17 protein-coding genes and 2 pseudogenes are annotated in these 18,457 nt (G+C 44.9%); 9 read left to right on the forward strand and 10 right to left on the reverse strand.

Annotated features, from left to right (window positions below):
• Positions 1-226: 226 nt before the first annotated feature.
• The gene (gene hxlR, locus RAC86_RS20690) at positions 227-589 is read right to left on the reverse strand and encodes a transcriptional activator HxlR (RefSeq protein ID WP_003246265.1); all 363 of its coding nucleotides are present in this window, start codon (positions 587-589) and stop codon (positions 227-229) included.
• A gap of 231 nt (positions 590-820) precedes the next feature.
• On the opposite strand from hxlR, the gene hxlA reads away from it, so the two are divergent.
• From hxlA to nin, 5 genes are all read left to right on the forward strand, one after another.
• Entirely contained in the window at positions 821-1,453 is a 633-nt protein-coding gene (gene hxlA, locus RAC86_RS20695) for a 3-hexulose-6-phosphate synthase (protein WP_032724921.1), read from the forward strand.
• A 5-nt stretch (positions 1,454-1,458) separates the two neighbouring features.
• Positions 1,459-2,016 (forward strand): 6-phospho-3-hexuloisomerase, encoded by a 558-nt coding sequence (gene hxlB / locus RAC86_RS20700; protein WP_339175779.1) that lies wholly within the window; start codon positions 1,459-1,461, stop codon positions 2,014-2,016.
• 110 nt (positions 2,017-2,126) lie between these two features.
• Complete coding sequence (gene tlpC, locus RAC86_RS20705; protein ID WP_377885997.1) at positions 2,127-3,848, forward strand: methyl-accepting chemotaxis protein TlpC; 1,722 nt, start codon at positions 2,127-2,129, stop codon at positions 3,846-3,848.
• A 167-nt stretch (positions 3,849-4,015) separates the two neighbouring features.
• Complete coding sequence (gene nucA / locus RAC86_RS20710; RefSeq protein WP_213407910.1) at positions 4,016-4,465, forward strand: DNA-entry nuclease; 450 nt, start codon at positions 4,016-4,018, stop codon at positions 4,463-4,465.
• 26 nt (positions 4,466-4,491) lie between these two features.
• Positions 4,492-4,890 carry a competence protein ComJ gene (gene nin, locus RAC86_RS20715; protein ID WP_213407911.1) on the forward strand — a complete coding sequence of 133 codons (399 nt, stop codon included), beginning with the start codon at positions 4,492-4,494 and terminating at the stop codon, positions 4,888-4,890.
• A 36-nt stretch (positions 4,891-4,926) separates the two neighbouring features.
• Here the strand turns inward: nin and bglC are convergent, their stop codons facing one another.
• The 4 genes and pseudogenes from bglC to RAC86_RS20735 all read right to left on the reverse strand — a co-directional run bounded on the left by bglC (position 4,927) and on the right by RAC86_RS20735 (position 7,589).
• A complete protein-coding gene (bglC, locus tag RAC86_RS20720; protein WP_029727076.1) occupies positions 4,927-6,360 on the reverse strand; it encodes a 6-phospho-beta-glucosidase in 1,434 nt (477 codons plus the stop codon).
• A 152-nt stretch (positions 6,361-6,512) separates the two neighbouring features.
• The gene (locus RAC86_RS20725; protein ID WP_015252849.1) at positions 6,513-6,845 is read right to left on the reverse strand and encodes a YckD family protein; all 333 of its coding nucleotides are present in this window, start codon (positions 6,843-6,845) and stop codon (positions 6,513-6,515) included.
• 81 nt (positions 6,846-6,926) lie between these two features.
• Positions 6,927-7,382, reverse strand: coding sequence for an RDD family protein (locus RAC86_RS20730; protein ID WP_024572178.1), 456 nt, complete (start codon positions 7,380-7,382; stop codon positions 6,927-6,929).
• 18 nt (positions 7,383-7,400) lie between these two features.
• Positions 7,401-7,589: pseudogene (locus RAC86_RS20735) on the reverse strand (hypothetical protein).
• A gap of 161 nt (positions 7,590-7,750) precedes the next feature.
• Between RAC86_RS20735 and RAC86_RS20740 the strand changes: the two are divergent.
• Both RAC86_RS20740 and RAC86_RS20745 read left to right on the forward strand, forming a co-directional pair.
• The gene (locus RAC86_RS20740) at positions 7,751-8,614 is read left to right on the forward strand and encodes a transporter substrate-binding domain-containing protein (RefSeq protein WP_080528904.1); all 864 of its coding nucleotides are present in this window, start codon (positions 7,751-7,753) and stop codon (positions 8,612-8,614) included.
• A gap of 9 nt (positions 8,615-8,623) precedes the next feature.
• Positions 8,624-9,304, forward strand: a complete 681-nt coding sequence (locus RAC86_RS20745) for an amino acid ABC transporter permease (RefSeq protein ID WP_003234624.1) — start codon at positions 8,624-8,626, stop codon at positions 9,302-9,304.
• A 48-nt stretch (positions 9,305-9,352) separates the two neighbouring features.
• Here the strand turns inward: RAC86_RS20745 and zinU are convergent, their stop codons facing one another.
• The 5 genes and pseudogenes from zinU to RAC86_RS20770 form a co-directional block, all read right to left on the reverse strand.
• A complete protein-coding gene (zinU, locus tag RAC86_RS20750; protein WP_033883103.1) occupies positions 9,353-10,546 on the reverse strand; it encodes a zinc metallochaperone ZinU in 1,194 nt (397 codons plus the stop codon).
• A 27-nt stretch (positions 10,547-10,573) separates the two neighbouring features.
• Positions 10,574-10,739: pseudogene (locus RAC86_RS20755) on the reverse strand (hypothetical protein).
• A 117-nt stretch (positions 10,740-10,856) separates the two neighbouring features.
• Entirely contained in the window at positions 10,857-11,441 is a 585-nt protein-coding gene (locus RAC86_RS20760; RefSeq protein ID WP_015252852.1) for a L,D-transpeptidase, read from the reverse strand.
• Positions 11,438-12,352: a GTP cyclohydrolase FolE2 gene (gene folE2, locus RAC86_RS20765; RefSeq protein WP_029727070.1), complete on the reverse strand. Its 915-nt coding sequence runs from the start codon at positions 12,350-12,352 to the stop codon at positions 11,438-11,440. The genes RAC86_RS20760 and folE2 overlap by 4 nt, the downstream gene beginning before the upstream one ends.
• A 116-nt stretch (positions 12,353-12,468) precedes the next feature.
• A complete protein-coding gene (locus RAC86_RS20770; RefSeq protein ID WP_003246358.1) occupies positions 12,469-13,674 on the reverse strand; it encodes an MFS transporter in 1,206 nt (401 codons plus the stop codon).
• Between the two features lie 179 nt (positions 13,675-13,853).
• Between RAC86_RS20770 and nasB the strand changes: the two genes are divergently transcribed.
• Both nasB and nasC read left to right on the forward strand, forming a co-directional pair.
• Positions 13,854-16,169 carry an assimilatory nitrate reductase electron transfer subunit NasB gene (gene nasB / locus RAC86_RS20775; RefSeq protein ID WP_029727069.1) on the forward strand — a complete coding sequence of 772 codons (2,316 nt, stop codon included), beginning with the start codon at positions 13,854-13,856 and terminating at the stop codon, positions 16,167-16,169.
• Positions 16,170-16,175: 6 nt separating this feature from the next.
• Complete coding sequence (gene nasC, locus RAC86_RS20780) at positions 16,176-18,308, forward strand: assimilatory nitrate reductase catalytic subunit NasC (RefSeq protein WP_377885998.1); 2,133 nt, start codon at positions 16,176-16,178, stop codon at positions 18,306-18,308.
• The last annotated feature ends 149 nt before the right edge of the window (positions 18,309-18,457 follow it).

Genomic DNA, 18,457 nt, shown 5'->3' on the forward strand with positions numbered 1-18,457 from the left:
TAAGGTACAGGCCGAAATATTCCAGTTTATTTACAGGGATATTTTTGCGGGATGCCGCAATCATTTCCACTAAACATTATTTACAGAAAAATAAAAATTTTTAAACCAAACTGCTGCGTTCAATCTTTTTTTATTGCTGAATGCAATTTACAATCTTTACATGACTATGTGTATCGCGCAAAAACCGAAAAAAAGGCAAAAAAAAGACACCCTTGCGAAGAGCGTCTTACAATGATTCTTTCATGACATTTTTGTCGATATCAATCAATTCCATATAGCCTTTCCCCCACTCATACATGGCTTCAAGAATAGGCATGAGGCTTTCTCCGTGCGGGGTCAGAGAATATTCAACCTTCGGCGGGACGACCGGATACACTTCCCTGTGAACAATCATATCCTGCTCAAGCTCTCTCAGCTGATTCACGAGGATCTTCTGCGTAATATCAGGAATCAATGTTTTTAATTCATTGAACCGTTTTGTGCCTTCTTTTCCTAAATGCCATAAAATGAGCATCTTCCATTTACCGCCAATCACTGCAAGCGTTAATTCCTTCTCACAATTAAACCTTTTGTCGTCCATCCGGCTCAATAGAATCCCCCCTTAGTAACCTTTTTGTATGTTAGATACGTATCATCACTTACTTACTTTTTTGCAGACTCTTTTTTCATTATACTCACTCATAAAATCAAGCGAAAGAAATCTGATTGTCTCTCCTCACAGTATCCTCCAAGTAACTTGTTGACTTCAGAGTGCCTACTTCTCATCAAATAAGAGAACCTATAGAATGAAAAATAATTCGAAAAAGGGAGTGGATCAACAATGGAATTACAGCTTGCATTAGACCTCGTCAACATCCCGGAAGCCATTGAGCTCGTCAAAGAGGTAGAACAATACATCGACGTAGTTGAAATCGGAACACCGGTCGTCATTAATGAAGGCCTAAGAGCCGTTAAAGAAATAAAAGAAGCATTTCCTCAATTGAAGGTTCTTGCAGACCTGAAAATCATGGATGCCGGAGGCTACGAAATTATGAAAGCGTCGGAAGCAGGCGCTGACATCATCACCGTTTTAGGGGCTACAGACGACGCAACGATTAAAGGCGCAGTAGAAGAAGCCAAAAAACAAAAGAAGAAAATCTTAGTGGACATGATTAACGTGAAAGATATCGAGTCCCGTGCGCAAGAAATTGACGCACTCGGTGTTGACTACATCTGCGTCCACACTGGCTATGATCTTCAAGCAGAGGGCAAGAACTCTTTCGAAGAATTAACGACAATCAAAAACACCGTAAAAAACGCAAAAACCGCAATCGCGGGCGGCATCAAACTTGATACACTACCAGAAGTGATCCAGCAAAAGCCTGACCTTGTCATTGTCGGAGGCGGAATTACAAGCGCAGCTGATAAGGCGGAAACAGCTTCAAAAATGAAGCAGCTGATTGTCCAAGGATAACTCCGATGAAAACGACTGAATACGTAGCGGAAATTCTCAATGAGTTACACCGTTCAGCAGCTTATATTTCTAATGAAGAGGCTGACCAGCTTGCCGATCACATTCTTTCATCCCACCAAATTTTCACTGCGGGTGCGGGGCGGTCTGGGCTGATGGCAAAATCCTTCGCGATGAGATTGATGCACATGGGCTTCAACGCCCATATAGTAGGTGAGATTCTCACTCCGCCGCTCGCCGAAGGAGATCTAGTTATTATCGGCTCAGGATCAGGCGAGACAAAGAGCTTGATTGATACCGCAGCAAAAGCAAAAAGCTTACACGGAATTGTTGCCGCTTTAACCATCAATCCGGAATCAAGCATCGGAAAACAAGCGGACCTCATCATCAGAATGCCTGGTTCTCCTAAAGACCAGTCAAACGGAAGCTATAAAACCATTCAGCCAATGGGATCATTATTTGAACAAACTTTGCTGCTCTTCTATGATGCAGTGATTTTAAAACTCATGGAGAAAAAAGGTCTCGATTCTGAAACTATGTTCACTCACCACGCAAACCTTGAATAGCATCACACAACCGGCCTGAAGATCAGGCCGGTTTTATTTTTTCTAAAATAAAACTTTAAACCCAAAAACCCGATAAGTAATATGACCTGCAAATCGTAAAGGGAGGAATTATGTTGATAAAACGATTTAAGATGAAGCTAGGAACTAAAATTCTTTGCCTCGTTTTCGTGGTGATTCTTTTGTTTTCGGCATCAGTTGGCACTGTGATGCTTAAGGAAATTACAGAAAGCATGAAACAAATGGCAACTGAAAAAGCGAAAGGTGATCTCGCTTTAAGCAGCACTTATATTGATGATGTCATGTCAGGCGACTGGCAGGTGAAAAACAATAAGCTCTATAAAGGGCAAACACAAATCAATGGAAATGAAGATATTGTTGATCTGCTTGGTGAAAAGACAGGTGATACCATTACCATTTTCCAAGGCGATACTCGTGTTGCAACCAATGTCATGAAGAATGGCGAAAGAGCCGTCGGCACCCAGGCTTCTTCTGAAGTTATTGCCGCTGTTTTAAAGAAAGGAAAGCGTTTTTACGGACAAGCAGATGTAGCAGGTTCTTCTTATCAGACTGCATACATGCCGTTAAAAGATCAAAATGGGAACATCATCGGCATGCTGTATACCGGAGCTAATCAAAGTATTTTAGCATCACTTACACAATCACTTTTCACTCAATTCGCTATCGTTCTTGTTATCGTCATTATGGTATCAGTCATCCTTGTCTTGGTTTTCACCAGAAAAATCAACAAGCGGCTGAACGCTTTAAAAAGCGCCTTTGAAAGTGCCGGAAACGGAGATATGACAATAGAGGTGTCAGACAAAACCGGTGACGAGCTTTCAGAACTAAGCGTCTATTATAATAAGATGAGAATGAAGCTGAACGATACCATACAAACCGTACAACAATCAGCCCTTCAGCTTGCGTCAGCCTCTCAGCAGCTCTCAGCCGGAGCAGAGGAAACAAATCAAGCTTCAGAAAAAATCACAGAAGCTGTACAGCAGATTGCAAATGGAGCCCAAGATCAGATCACCCGAATTGAAAACAGTGAAAGCTCATTAAAACAAGCTTCAGCAGACATCCGGGATATTTCTGCAAATACTGCCGCTATCGCTGACAAAGGGCAGCTCGCTCAATCAAAAGCAGACATTGGACAAAAGGAAATTGCAAATGTACAGGCGCAAATGGATGCGATTCACCAGTCAATTCAGAAAAGCGGAGAAATCATACACCAGTTAGACGGCCGCTCTAAACAAATTGAGCAAATTTTATCGGTCATCACCCAAATTGCCGATCAGACAAACCTGCTTGCGCTGAATGCAGCGATTGAAGCTGCCAGAGCCGGTGAACAAGGAAAAGGCTTTGCTGTTGTTGCTGATGAAGTACGGAAATTAGCAGAAGAGTCTCAACAGTCTGCGGGGCAGATTTCAAAACTGATCATAGAAATACAAAAGGATATGAACCGGTCTGCAAGATCTGTTGAGCATGTGAAAACAGAAGCTGCAGAAGGAGTCACCATGATCCAGCGCACCAGAGATGCATTTAAGGAAATTGCAGCTGCAACAGGTGAAATCAGCGCCGAGATTAGTGATTTATCAGCATCTGTAACAAACATTTCAGCCAGTGCACATCATATAAATGATTCCTTTGCAGCCAATACGGCCGACATTAAAGAATCTACTAAAAATACCCGGCAAGCGGCTGCATTAACAGAGGAGCAATTTGCTGCAATGGAGGAGATTACCGCAGCTTCTGAAACACTTTCTCAATTAGCTGAGGAGCTTACCGGTATCATAAGCCAATTTAAAATGATTAATCAAGCCGCAAACGGCTGATGACTTACTATCATTATTGTAAATTGGCAATCGTATTTTGCTGAAAACAAATATTTCGATCTGCTAAAATTACGATTTCTGCAATAAACTGAGCGTAAAACATAAAATTTAAACCTTTACACCAAATGCTTTCTGGATTACTCTTGTGTCAGTTTTAAAAGCGGGAGGTGAACATCACGACGGACATCGTAAAAACAATACTTCTCGTCATCGTCATCATAGCAGCTGCAGCTGTCGGCCTGATAAAAGGAGACTTTTTCTCAGCTGATCAAAAAACGTCTCAAACGAAAGAATATGATGAAACAATCGCCTTCCCTTCTGACCGTTATCCCGAAACGGCCAAGCATATTAAAGATGCGATAAATGAGGGGCACTCAGAGGTGTGCACTATCGACAGAGACGGAGCTGAGGAACGCCGCGAGCAATCATTAAAGGACGTACCTTCCAAAAAGGGGTATGACAGAGATGAATGGCCAATGGCCATGTGCAAAGAAGGCGGTGAGGGAGCTTCTGTAGAATACATTTCTCCCGCTGACAACCGCGGAGCAGGCTCTTGGGTCGGGCATCAGCTTACCGATTACCCAGACGGCACAAAGGTTTTATTCACAATTCAGTAAACAGTACATAGAGGAGGAACAGCACATTGATCAAATCATGGAAGCCGCAAGAACTTTCGATTTCATATCATCAATTTACTGTATTTCAAAAGGATTCTACACCTCCTGTAATGGATTGGACTGACGAAGCGATTGAAAAAGGATATGCTGCGGCAGACGGAGCCATTTCCTTTGAGGCACAGCGAAATACAAAGGCCTTTATTCTTTTGCGCCTGAACAGTTCAGAAACAGTAAGCTCCTACGAAAAAAAAGTGACTGTTCCTTTTCATGTCACAGAAAACGGAATTCATATTGAAAGCATCATGTCTAAAAGACTGTTCTTTGATCTGCCTAAAGGAGACTATCAATTGACATGCTGGACTGTGCCGGCTGAAATGTCAGATTTGCACGCCGACACTTATATTATTGATGCTGTTTCTGTGTAATGAAAAACCCCTGAGAGAATAACTCTCAGGGACTCTTTATAAACTTTCTCCGTTCGTTTTGATGACATCTTGATACCAATAAAAGCTTTTTTTCTTCAAGCGTTTTAAATCGGATGTGCTTTCTTCATCACGATTGACATATACAAATCCGTATCTTTTTTGGTAGCCGTTCAGCCAGCTTAACAGATCAGTAAACGACCAGCTGCAATAGCCGATTAAATCGACACCGTCACTGATGGCTTGTCTGCATTGCTCAAGATGCGAACGCAAATAATCAATTCGATAATCATCCTGTACAGTGCCGTCCTCAACTTTATCAAATTCACCCAAACCGTTCTCTGTTATAAACACTGGAAGCTGATAGCGGCTTGTAATTCGGCGAAGACCGATACGCAGCCCAATTGGGTCAATTGTCCAATCCCAGTTGCTCGTTGTCAGATGCGGATTTTTTTTCGTTTTGAACACTCCGGGTATCCCCGTCTCCTGATTGGTTCCCTTTTGGCCTGTCGTATTCATTTTCCCTTCTGACACACCATCAAGCGGATTTCGTTCATAGGTGATCGTCTGATAATAATTGACACCTACAAAATCAGGCTTCCCTTTGGCGAGCAGGTCCATATCTCCTGCTTCAATTGTCGGCGCCCATCCCTGTTTTTCCAAGTAGCGGAATGGAATTTGCGGGTAGGTTCCCCAGCAATACATGTCAAGCCACCAATTGTTCATAAATTCTTCGGCGTTTTCAAATGCCAGTATATCCTCTGGATGGCTTGATAAAGGGTAAGCCGGAGAATAAGCAAAGCTAGGACCTATTTTGCCTTCAGGTACATATTCTCTAAATGATTCGATGGCTTTTGCATTAGCCAGAAACGCAATATGGTTTGCTTCGTAAAATCGTTTTCTGTCTTTCACTCCAGGCGGATGCATGGCTGTAATAAATCCGTGATTAAAATTGTAGTTCTGTTCATTTAACGTAACCCAATATTTCACCCTGTCTCCAAAACGTTTATAAAGAGTAATACAATAGTGATTAAAATCCTCTATGATGTTTCTGGATTCAAACCCGCCGTATTCGTCCATAAGCGCTTGAGGCAAATCCCAGTGATATAAAGTCAGAACCGGCTCGATGTGATGAGAAAGCAATTCATCAATCAGACTATCGTAAAACGCTAGACCTGCTTCATTGATCTCTCCTTTTCCTTTTGGAAAAACCCGTGGCCAGCTGACGGAAAATCGATATGCTTTTAACCCCATCTCAGCCATCAGAGCGACATCTTCTTTAAATCGGTGATAATGGTCAACCGCAATCTCGCCATTGGTTCCTTTAAACGTTTTGCCCGGTATTTTCGTAAACACATCCCAAACAGAAGGGCCTTTGCCATCTTCATTCCAAGCGCCTTCAATCTGGTACGCGGCAGAAGCAGAGCCCCACAAAAAATGTTTCGGAAAAGATTCTGGATGCTGGTGGATCATAGTGTTTATCACTCCTGAATTATTGATAAACCTATCATAGGCTATGAAACGCGTTTCATATCAACTCGATGTTAGTCGCGGAACAGCTCAGCTAATATTGCCTACCTGTAAATAACGCAAAAGCACCCAATTCCCATTGGATGCTTACCATCTTAATGTCTTTTTTCAAATTTATGCGGATGAGGATGGTGCTTTGGAACAAAGCCGTTTTGTTTCATCATTTCAAAGTGTTTGTCCAAGTGATTTTTGATGTGTTCTCCTCTTTCTTTAGGCAGGATACCGTATTGTACATACTTTGAGATCACGTCTTTGCGCTTTTTAAGAATCTCTGCTTCCAGTTGTTCAATCTCTTTCTTTTGCTGATCTGTCAGTGTAACATTTGCGGGAGGCTGCTGCTGTTTTTCAGCGGCCTCAGCTGTACCGGTCAGAGAAATGACAGCCGCTGCAATGAACATTGTGATGATGTTGATGGTTATTCGTTTCATCCAGTTTATTCCTCCAATCCTATTTTTCATATGTTTTGCTGCCTTGTATTTTTTATGCATAAAAATAAAAAGAGCGAACCATTATTCGCTCTTTCTAATCTCTTCGTCAGCATTAAGTTCTTCTTCACCTGGCGTCGCATAAGTGACATACGTTCCCGCGATTAAATCATGCAGGGTCCGTTTGTCTTCTCGTACGGCAATCAGAATCAGGCTGGCGATCAAGCCGAGTCCGAAGGTTATACAGTAAACCAGGCCGGCTACAATAACCCGTAAAAACATTGTTAACAGACTGACCTGTGATCCGTCTTTTTTTACGATTCTGATTCCGCAGATCCTTTTTCCGATAAGATAACCGCGCCAAAACACCGGCAGCAAAATAGAATACAGCAGAACAACCAAACTGATGAACATGCTGTCGTTTGGGTCTTTTCCTGTAATCAGCCAATAGATCAGCAAAAGCGGCACGGAGACTATAATGTAGTCTAACAATGCAGCTCCAAGTCTGATCCAAAATCCGGCTGGTTTGTAAATATTCATTTGACTCCCCATTATGGTTTAAATGTTTCCATTTTCTTTCTCATCGAATATATCATATGCCTTAGGGGCATCAGCAAGACTTAAATTTAATCGGTTTCATGCTTCTTGACCATTTCTTACGGTATTGGCATAGATGAATGACGGATCTGCTGCACCTTCACTTCACAAACTCCTATCCATGCACGTCTGGCATTCATCCTTGGACAATTCCTTTTTTCATCACCTCTTCCCTTCATAGACGCTTTTAAACACCCATCCATGCCTTTTGTATACACAATTCGAACTTTTTGAAAACGCGATCAACATATTGCAACCCCTTATGTTCAATGCTATCTTTTTAGTTGATTAACAGATTGGGGGAACTATAGGTGAAATCATTCATGCATTCCAAAGCCGTTATATTCAGTTTCACAATGGCTTTCTTTCTTATATTGGCAGCCTGTTCCGGCAAAAATGAAGCCGATTCCAAGGATACAGGCTGGGAGCAAATCAAGGACAAAGGGAAAATCGTAGTCGCTACATCAGGTACGCTCTATCCCACTTCTTATCATGATACCGACTCTGGCTCCGATAAGCTGACGGGCTACGAGGTTGAAGTCGTTCGTGAAGCGGCAAAACGATTGGGGCTGAAGGTTGAGTTCAAGGAGATGGGCATTGACGGGATGCTGACAGCGGTGAACAGCGGACAGGTTGACGCAGCCGCAAATGACATCGATGTGACGAAGGACCGCGAGAAGAAGTTCGCATTTTCCACTCCATATAAATATTCATACGGCACGGCAATTGTCCGAAAAGACGATTTATCAGGGATTAAAACGCTCAAGGATTTAAAAGGGAAGAAAGCGGCTGGCGCGGCTACAACCGTCTACATGGAGGTCGCGAGAAAATACGGCGCCAAAGAAGTGATTTATGATAATGCGACGAATGAGCAATATTTAAAAGATGTTGCCAACGGACGCACTGACGTCATTTTAAACGACTATTACCTGCAGACACTTGCGCTCGCGGCATTCCCGGATCTCAACATAACAATTCATCCTGACATCAAGTACATGCCGAACAAACAGGCCCTTGTCATGAAAAAAAGCAATGCGGCACTTCAGAAAAAGATGAACGAAGCATTGAAAGAGATGAGCAAGGATGGCTCTTTGACTAAACTGTCGAAACAATTCTTCAATAAAGCAGATGTATCAAAAAAAATTGATGCCGACGTTCAGGACGTTGATTTGTAATCGGACGCCATGATCAATAGCATTCAGTGGGAATATATTTTCAACACGAAGCTGGCCATTGAATCGTTCCCTTATGTCATAAAAGGCATTGGGTATACACTGCTCATCTCTTTTGTAAGCATGTTTGCGGGAACTGTGATCGGCCTGTTCATATCACTCGCCAGAATGTCTAAGCTTGCTTTGTTAAGATGGCCGGCGAAGCTCTATATCTCATTTATGCGGGGCGTTCCGATTTTGGTGATTTTGTTTATCCTTTATTTCGGGTTTCCTTATATCGGCATTGAATTTTCCGCTGTCACGGCTGCTTTAATCGGCTTTAGCCTAAACAGCGCCGCCTACATTGCGGAAATTAACCGTTCAGCCATTTCATCCGTCGAAAAAGGACAGTGGGAAGCCGCATCCTCGCTGGGTCTTTCATATTGGCAGACGATGAGGGGCATCATTTTGCCGCAATCGATACGTATTGCGCTGCCTCCGCTTGCCAATGTATTGCTCGACTTAATCAAGGCGTCATCTCTCGCTGCGATGATTACAGTGCCGGAATTGCTCCAGCATGCGAAAATCATCGGGGGCAGAGAGTTTGATTATATGACCATGTATATTCTGACCGCTCTCATTTATTGGGCCATCTGCTCCATTGCCGCGGTCTTTCAGAATATCCTTGAGAAAAAATACGCTCATTATGTTTAAACAAACGTTTCATTAAAAAAAGCCGTTCCCCATGGGACGGCTTTTTTTCTATTGATTCAGCTTCCATTTAAACGGGTCCTCAAACAGCGACCAGTCGGAATCAAATTCATACTCAGTCAACAGGCATTGATCAAGCTCTTTCGTGATCGTTTCTTCATCCAGGTCAGTTCCGATAAAAACTAGTTGCGTTAGGCGGTCGCCGAACTCCGGGTCCCACTCCTCCAGGATTTCCGGCTCCTGCTGTTTGACTTGCTCCTGCTCAAGCTTCGGCAACGCCGCCACCCAATAAGATACAGGCTCAATCGTAACCGACGGACCTGCTTGCGACATCAGCAAAGCGAGGTTGTTATGAGATGCGCACCAGACGATTCCTTTGGCACGTACCACGTTCTTTGGCATTTGATCCAACCAACGGTAAAATCGTGTAGAATGAAACGGCAAACGTCTCTTATATACAAATGAAGAGATACCGTATTCTTCTGTTTCCGGGGTGTGTTCCGCATGGCCTGCCGTCAGCTCTTGAATCCAGCCGGCCGATCCGCTCGCTTCCTCGAAGTTAAATAACCCTGTATGCAAAATCTCCTGCGGTTTTACATTTCCTTTGACGGAACGAATGAACCTGGCTCTTGGCTGCAGTTTACGAAGAACGTTTTCAAGCTGTTCGAGCTCTTGCTCGCTGACCAAATCACATTTATTTAAGATCAGTACATCGCAAAACTCAATTTGATCGATCAAGAGGTCGGCGATTTCTCTTTCATCCTCTTCCCCCAATGCTTCTTTGCGGTCCAGAAGGCTTTCGCCTGACTGATAATCATGCCAAAAACGGTTGGCATCAACCACCGTCACCATCGTATCCAGCTGACAGAATTTTGTAAGATCGATTCCCATCTCTTCATCGATATAAGAGAAAGTCTGGGCCACCGGGATCGGTTCGCTGATTCCTGTCGATTCGATGACGATATAATCAAACCGTCCGTCTTTTGCCAGCTTCTCAACTTCAATTAATAAGTCTTCGCGAAGCGTGCAGCAAATGCAGCCGTTTGACATTTCCACAAGCTTTTCATCTGTTCTGGAAAGGCCCCCTTCCTGCTTAACCAAGCCCGCGTCAATGTTCACCTCGCTCATATCGTTTACGATAACCGCTATTTTCAAGCCTTCGCGATTTTGCAAAATGCTGTTCAGCAATGTTGTTTTTCCCGCACCTAGATAACCGCTCAGTACGGTAACCGGAATTTTTTTCATAACAGTGCCTCCATTAAAATAGAATGATTACGATTTAAATCGAATACTTCGCCGTATGTACAATGGTGTAGAGCAGCTTTTCGCGCTCATTTCTCGCTGCCACCCGATTTCTAAATCAGTAAAGGCTCCAACCGCGTTTAATCCTTTTCCCCATCGCAAATCCCTGCCCCTTGCCGACAGCAAGATCCTTAATCGATGCCTTTCCGCTTTTTCACAGATGCACAGCCAATGATAAGCCATTTATCACAAAACGTAATTGTTACGATTTAAATTGTATGGTCTTTTTTCCTTTTTGTCAACGGTTTTCAATTCAGCTGATCACCACTTTTGTATGTTCAGGGATATTTTCATATACCCATTTCGCATCTGGAATGGTCAGCCTGATACATCCGTGAGATGCTTTCGTTCCTAGTTTTTCTGCTTCCGTTTTGATGACTTTTTGATCCTTAGTCATTGGCACACTATGAAATAAAAATTCACCGTGATTTTTCCATGATACCCAGTATTCTGCGCCTTCCTGGTATCCTTCGGAGAAAAACCATTCTCCCCGTTCAGGCTCTACATAAAAGGTGCCCTTTGGCGTAGCATCATCTTTTGTTTGATCAAGACCAGAAGAAATCATCATTGTATAGATGGTGTTGCTTCCTTCCTTGATGTAAGCCTTCTGCTCCTTCACATTCACATCAATCCAGACATGCTTCTGTTTAATATCCGGGTATTCTCCGCCCGAAGGCTTTGTCCAATCAATGCTTGTTTTTGCTGTTTTTCGAACGTCCGTTATGTTTTCGACCGTTTTCTTTGTATTGATACTTGCGTGTTCTTCTGCATGATCGGAGCAGGCTGACAGCAGGCTGACTGGCATAAGAACTGCAATAATGAATAATGAGAGTTTCATATTTTATCCACCTGTTTCGAAAAACGCAGCTTCGCGCAGGCATCGTGGAGATGGATCGATTCTTCATTGCGGCATTCAATCTCAAAGGCCGACACCCATTCAAGCTCAAACAAATCAGCAGCAATCAGCCGGACGAGATCCTCAACAAATCTCGGGTTTTCATAGGCCGTTTCTGTCACGGCTTTTTCATCAGGCCGCTTCAATACCGGATGCAGTCTCGCAGAAGCATTTGATTCTGCGGCGTGAAGCAAATCAGCTTTAACATCACTTGGCAGCGATGCGGCCGGGTGAATATCCGCCCAAATGCTGACCGTTCCCCTCTGATTATGGGCACTGTATTCGCTGATTTCCTTGGAGCAAGGGCACAGAGTCGTTACTTTTGCTGAGATGCCGGCACGCTGTTTAAACGGCTGATCTTTGCGATAGGTGACAGACATGAATATATCAGCATGCATCAAACCCGCTTTCTCAAGCTTCGGGCTTTTCCGTTCGAAAAACCACGGAAACCGCACTTCGACTGAAGCAGAGGACTGGCCCATGTTTTCCGCAAGCTCTTTCGTAAATTGCTGAAGAGAGGAAAATGAGAGAATCCAGCCATTTTGATGATAGACTTGCAGCAGCTCTGTTAACCGGCTCATGTTAATCCCCTTCTGATTTCTCGGCAAATTACAAGTCATTGTAAAGTTCGCAGCCGTTGTTTGCTCGGCAGGCATCATGGCAGAAGTGATTGTGACTGGATGGGACACATTAGCTACACCTACATGCTGAATGTCAAAAAAATAATCCTTCCTGATATTTTGCAGGTCCTTCATTTTCTCTTTTTCCACTGGTTTCTCGCCTTTGATCGGACTGACCGATCCAAAGTATTGAAGACGCTCCGTTTTTTTCGGGAGCAGCGTATGTTGATTCATTCAGAAAACTCCTCTCACTAACAAATCGTAATAATTACTATTTATTTTGATCGGTTCACTGTTGAAAATCAAGAGAAAATAAAAAAGACACGCACAAACGCGTGTCCGTCAAAATCCTAAACATCCGCCGGGCTGCTTTCCGCGCTCCAGCTTTTCCGCCAGTAATAGCCTGCGGCAAGCACAAGTGCAAACGCCAGCAGCGCGATACAGGAAAACGTGATAAAACCGATAGCATATGTGCCTGTCATCTGTTTGAGAGATCCTAAGATGTTCGGCAAGAAAAACCCTCCGATTCCTCCGGCCGCACCGACGATTCCCGTCACCATGCCGATTTCTTTGCGGAAGCGCTGCGGCACGAGCTGGAATACTGCGCCGTTTCCCATTCCGAGCCCCATCATTCCGACAAACAATAGAACAATAACCATTGAGAGAGATGGCAGGCTGCTGACTCCGGCCATACACAGTGCCACGATGACAAACAATACAGAAAGAACTTTCGTGCCGCCGACACGATCTGAAATCAAGCCCCCGACAGGCCGGAAAAAGCTCCCCGCCGCCACACATAATGTAACGAAGTCCCCTGCGTGAATTTTTGACAGCTGGTATTGATCAACAAAGAAAATAGATAAAAAGCTTGAGAGCCCGACAAATCCGCCAAATGTGACGCTGTACAGCAGGCAGAAAAACCATGTTTCCTTTTGCCCAAACACATGCAGATAGCTTTTGAGCGGCTGGGGAGACGGCTGTGCAGGGGAATCCTTTGCCATGGATACAAAAAGAATAAAGACGATCAATAATGGAATTAGCGCAATTCCCATGACAATGTGCCAGCCGAACTGCTCTGCCAGACGAGGGCCAAACAGGGTTGCAAACAACGTGCCGCTGTTCCCCGCTCCGGCAATCCCCATCGCAAGTCCCTGCAAATGAGGCGGATACCAGCGGCTGGCCATAGGCAGCGCTACAGCAAAGCTTGCTCCCGCCACGCCAAGCAGAATCCCGATGGCATACAGCTCAGTCAGGGAACGGCCGCCGAATGTCCCCCAAAGCAGCGGAATCATCGTCACCAGCATCCCGATCACTGCCGTTTTTTTCGGTCCGATTCTGTCCGTTAAAATACCAAGAATGATACGAAACACAGATCCAGATAAAATCGGCACAGCTACGACAAGCCCTTTCTCAAAAGGAGACAGGCCAAAATCCTGAGAAATATAAACACCCAGCGCCCCAAGCATAACCCATATCATAAAACTGACATCAAAGTATAAAAAGGAACAGAGCAAAGTGAGTGGATGACCGCTAGTTTTCAGTTCCGACAGCTTCATAAGATTCCCCTTTCTAGACCCTCATTATTTTACATTTTCTGAATCAAGGATATAGGACCATTATTTTCTGGAAAAGACATGTGTAAGTTTTTGTGACACGTTTAATGCGTTAACAATGCATTGTGACATAATTTTTAATAGGAGAAAACTTACGAGCTTCGCCAAAGGAGGTCTGATACATGAAGAAACAAAGATTGGTGTTAGCGGGAAACGGCATGGCCGGAATCCGCTGTATTGAAGAAGTATTAAAGCTGAATCGCCACATGTTTGAGATTGTCATTTTCGGAAGCGAGCCGCATCCCAATTACAATCGCATTCTCTTATCCTCTGTATTGCAGGGTGAAGCGTCACTCGATGATATTACACTGAACAGCAAGGATTGGTACGACAAGCACGGGATCACGCTTTACACAGGCGAAACGGTTATTCAGATTGATACAGATCAGCAGCAGGTCATCACAGATCGGAAACGCACTCTGTCGTATGACAAATTAATAGTGGCAACAGGTTCCTCCCCTCATATTCTCCCTATCCCCGGGGCAGACAAAAAAGGTGTCTATGGATTTCGGACAATAGAAGACTGCCAAGCACTGATGAAGATGGCCCAGCACTTTCAAAAGGCTGCGGTAATCGGAGCCGGCTTATTAGGACTGGAAGCTGCAGTCGGTTTACAGCATCTCGGTATGAATGTCAGCGTCATTCACCACTCCGCCGGCATTATGCAAAAACAGCTCGATCAAACAGCGGCGCGGCTGCTGCAAACAGAGCTGGAACAAAAAGGCCTAACCTTTCTTTTGGAGAAAGACACCGTCTCCATTTCCGGCGCCACGAAGGCAGACCGAATCCATTTTAAAGATGGCTCTTCATTAAAAGCAGACTTGATTGTGATGGCGGCCGGCGTCAAACCGAATATTGAATTGGCTGTATCCGCTGGAATCAAAGTGAACCGCGGGATCATCGTGAATGACTTCATGCAGACAAGCGAACCGAATATCTACGCCGTTGGTGAATGCGCTGAGCATAACGGAACGGTGTACGGATTGGTGGCTCCGCTTTATGAGCAGGGAAAAGCGCTCGCCAGTCATATTTGCGGCGTTCCATGTGAGGAATATCAAGGCTCAGCACCATCAGCGGCGTTAAAAATAGCTGGAATCGATGTGTGGTCAGCAGGAAAGATCCAAGAGGATGAACGCACGACGAGCATCAAAATCTACGACGAACAAGCAGGAGTTTATAAAAAAGCGCTTTTTGTAGATGAAAAACTGGCCGGCGTTATTTTATTCGGAGACACCCGTGACAAGCAGCGGCTTCTCGACAGCCTCCTTAAACAACGAGACATCTCCATTGTCAAAAAGCAGATCATCGAACCGGAGACAAGCGGCCCTTTATTTGAATCCATGCCTTCCAGTGAAACGATTTGCCAATGCAACACAGTGACGAAAGGCGCGATTGAAGAAGCGGTGCACACGAATAGCTTAACAACTGTTGAGGAAGTCAAGCACTGCACCAAAGCCACTGGGTCCTGCGGAGGATGCAAACCGCTCGTTGAAGACCTTTTGAGGCACATGACCAACAGCGAATATACGAAGCCCGCCGGCACACCTTCGTTTTGCAGCTGTACTGATTTTACAGAAGACGACATCATCGCTGAGCTTCAGCGCAGGCCATTCACTAATCCGGCAGAAGTGATGAACCAGCTTGACTGGAAAACAAAAAACGGATGCAGTACTTGTGTTCCTGCGATTCAATACTATCTGGAAATGCTGTACCCTGGGTTTGTCCAGCCTGAGCCAGCCACTGAAGAGACATGCATCCTGATCCCGCAAATGTACGGCGGGCGGACAAACGCGGAGCAGCTAAGAACCATCGCCAACATCATTGAGGCATACAGCATTCCCGACGTATCCATCACTCACGGCCAAAGGCTGAAGCTTTCCGGGATCAAGCCTGCGGATCTCCCGAACATAAAAAAAGACCTGAAGATGCCCGTTTACACTAATGAACACCGACACGCGCTGCAAAGCATCAAAGCATGTACATGCGGGCAAAATCGATCAATTCAGCAGCTGGCAGCCCAAATCGAAAGACAACTTGAGATGCTTCCCTTACCCGCTCCCATTTCTATCAGCTTATCATGTGAAACAGACTGCACCGATGCCGCCCTGCAAGATGTCGGCGCAATTCGGAGACAAGCTGGCTGGGACATTCACATCGGCGGCGTCCGGGGAACTCATGCCCGTTCAGGAGCTTTGTTTTGCGTGACTGAGAACGAAGACAGCACTGCCGGCATGATCAAAGGACTGATCCAGTATTATCGGGAAACGGCTCATTACTTAGAAGGTGTTCATCAGTGGATAGACCGTCTCGGGATCGTTCATATCAGAGAAGTGCTATTCGAAGAAGACCTAAGGGCACAGCTGCTGGAAAGCCTCCAAACAGATCTGTCACTGATTCAAAACCCGACTGTAGAGACGGGTGCATATAAGAAAGGATGAGGCATTTTGACTGAACGACTGCTTAGATATTTCCGTGATAAACAGCAAGACGTCCAATCAGAAAAAACATATGACACTCAATGCCCGTTTTGCAGCATGCAGTGCAAAATGCAGCTCGTGGAACAAACCATCGTCACGCGCAAAAAGTACACTGCGATCGGGATTGATAATCCTACAACACAGGGTCGGCTATGCATGAAGGGCATGAACGCCCACCAGCATGCCCTGAACTCCTCCCGCATCACCCGGCCGCTGCTGAAGAAAAACGGCGAGTTTATGCCTGTTTCCTGGGAAGAAGCACTGAATTACATTAAAGACCAAGTGACAATGATACAAGCAGAACACGGCCATGACGCTATGGCGGTATACGGAAGCGCCTCGATTACAAATGAAGAGGCGTATTTGTTAGGGAAATTCGCACGGGTGGGCTTACAGACAAAATACATCGACTACAACGGGAGGCTTTGTATGTCCGCCGCAGCAACCGCAGCCAACCAAACATTCGGCGCGGACAGAGGCTTAACGAATCCCTTATCAGACATTCCCCACACCCGTGTGATCATTCTGGCCGGCACCAATATCGCGGAGTGCCAGCCTACGATTATGCCATATTTTGAAAAAGCGAAAGAAAACGGAGCTTACATCATTGCCATTGATCCGCGTGAAACAGCGACAACAAAAATCGCCGATCTTCATTTGAAAATCAAACCCGGCACAGACGCCGCCCTTGCCAACGGTCTCGTCAAAATCATCATCGACGAACAGCTTATAAACGAGGATTTCATTCAATCACGAACAAATGGATTCGAAGAGCTGAAGCAGCATACTGACTCGTTGGACCTGAATGACATCGCCGAACAGACGAGTGTCCCGCTGGCGGATATAAGAAAAGCGGCTGTAAAGTTTGCCAAGGAAACGTCCGGCATGCTGTTTACAGCCCGCGGGATTGAACAGCAAACCGATGGAACAGCGGCTGTGAAAGGCTTCTTAAACATGGTGCTGATCACAGGAAAAATCGGCAAGCCTTACTCAGGTTACGGGGCGATCACCGGACAAGGCAACGGGCAAGGTGCAAGAGAGCATGGCCAAAAAGCCGATCAGCTTCCGGGCTATCGATCTATTGAAAACGAACAACACCGGGCACATGTTGCGCAAGTGTGGGGAATCCATCAGGATGATCTGCCGCGAAAAGGTGTCTCAGCCTATGAAATGATGGAAAAAATCAATGACGGCGACATCAAGGGATTGTTCCTCATGTGCTCCAATCCTGCTGTCTCCAGTCCAAATGCGAATCTCGTAAAAAAGGCTTTACGTAAACTGACATTCTTTGTTGCAATCGATTTGTTTATTTCTGAGACTGCGAAATACGCAGATGTGATTTTACCCGCCTCCTCTTACTTAGAAGATGAAGGCACCATGACAAATGTAGAAGGACGCGTGACATTAAGAGAAGCAAGCCGGCCATGTCCCGGCGAAGCAAAGCATGATTGGCAGATCATTTGTGATCTCGCATCCGCTCTCGGCAAGGGCCGCTACTTTTCTTATACGTCAGCGGAGGATATTTTTAATGAATTGAGAGAAGCGAGCCGAGGCGGGATTGCCGATTATTCAGGCATCTCATACGGCAGGCTCAGACGTGAAGGCGGCATTCATTGGCCGTGTCCGGAATCTGATCATCCCGGAACTGGGCGCTTGTTTACAGAATCATTTGCTCATCCGGATCAAAAAGCGGCATTAAGTGTGATTCCAAACGAACCACCTGTTCCAAAAGAGAAGCCGACAGCCGATTATCCGCTTTATTTAACAACAGGCAGAGTCATGTCTCACTACTTAACAGGCGTCCAAACAAGAAAAAGCGCCGCCCTTGCCGCGAGACATTTTGAATCGTTTATCGAAATCCATCCGCAAACAGCAGCGACCTACAATATCGAGGACCGTGTGCTGGTAAAAATAGAATCGCCGCGGGGAAGCATCACCGTCCGCAGCAAATTATCAGAACAAATCAGAAAAGATACCGTTTTTGTTCCCATCCATTGGGCAGACGCTCAAAATGTGAATGATTTAATCGGGGAAGCCTTAGATCCAGCCTGTAAAATGCCCGGTTTTAAGGTATGCGCCGTCCGAATCAGACCTATTTAAATTTTTCATAAAATTTTTAGAACTTTTCGTATATTTTGTTACATTTTATAACATGTATCTTAAATATTCCTTTTTGCTGTGCTACGCTGGAAAAAACATTGATAAGGAGCGGATCATCTGATGGGAAAAAAACAGCTAGTTCTTGTTGG

It is taken from the genome of Bacillus sp. LR_5, from assembly GCF_042709275.1.

Coding starts and splice junctions, on each gene's coding strand:
- RAC86_RS20760 (WP_015252852.1), bottom strand. CDS start 11,441: ATGAAACTCTCATTATTCATTATTGCAGTTCTTATGCCAGTCAGCCTG.
- tlpC (WP_377885997.1), top strand. CDS start 2,127: ATGTTGATAAAACGATTTAAGATGAAGCTAGGAACTAAAATTCTTTGC.
- nasB (WP_029727069.1), top strand. CDS start 13,854: ATGAAGAAACAAAGATTGGTGTTAGCGGGAAACGGCATGGCCGGAATC.
- hxlA (WP_032724921.1), top strand. CDS start 821: ATGGAATTACAGCTTGCATTAGACCTCGTCAACATCCCGGAAGCCATT.
- bglC (WP_029727076.1), bottom strand. CDS start 6,360: ATGATCCACCAGCATCCAGAATCTTTTCCGAAACATTTTTTGTGGGGC.
- RAC86_RS20725 (WP_015252849.1), bottom strand. CDS start 6,845: ATGAAACGAATAACCATCAACATCATCACAATGTTCATTGCAGCGGCT.
- hxlB (WP_339175779.1), top strand. CDS start 1,459: ATGAAAACGACTGAATACGTAGCGGAAATTCTCAATGAGTTACACCGT.
- RAC86_RS20730 (WP_024572178.1), bottom strand. CDS start 7,382: ATGAATATTTACAAACCAGCCGGATTTTGGATCAGACTTGGAGCTGCA.
- zinU (WP_033883103.1), bottom strand. CDS start 10,546: ATGAAAAAAATTCCGGTTACCGTACTGAGCGGTTATCTAGGTGCGGGA.
- folE2 (WP_029727070.1), bottom strand. CDS start 12,352: ATGAATCAACATACGCTGCTCCCGAAAAAAACGGAGCGTCTTCAATAC.
- RAC86_RS20770 (WP_003246358.1), bottom strand. CDS start 13,674: ATGAAGCTGTCGGAACTGAAAACTAGCGGTCATCCACTCACTTTGCTC.
- RAC86_RS20745 (WP_003234624.1), top strand. CDS start 8,624: ATGATCAATAGCATTCAGTGGGAATATATTTTCAACACGAAGCTGGCC.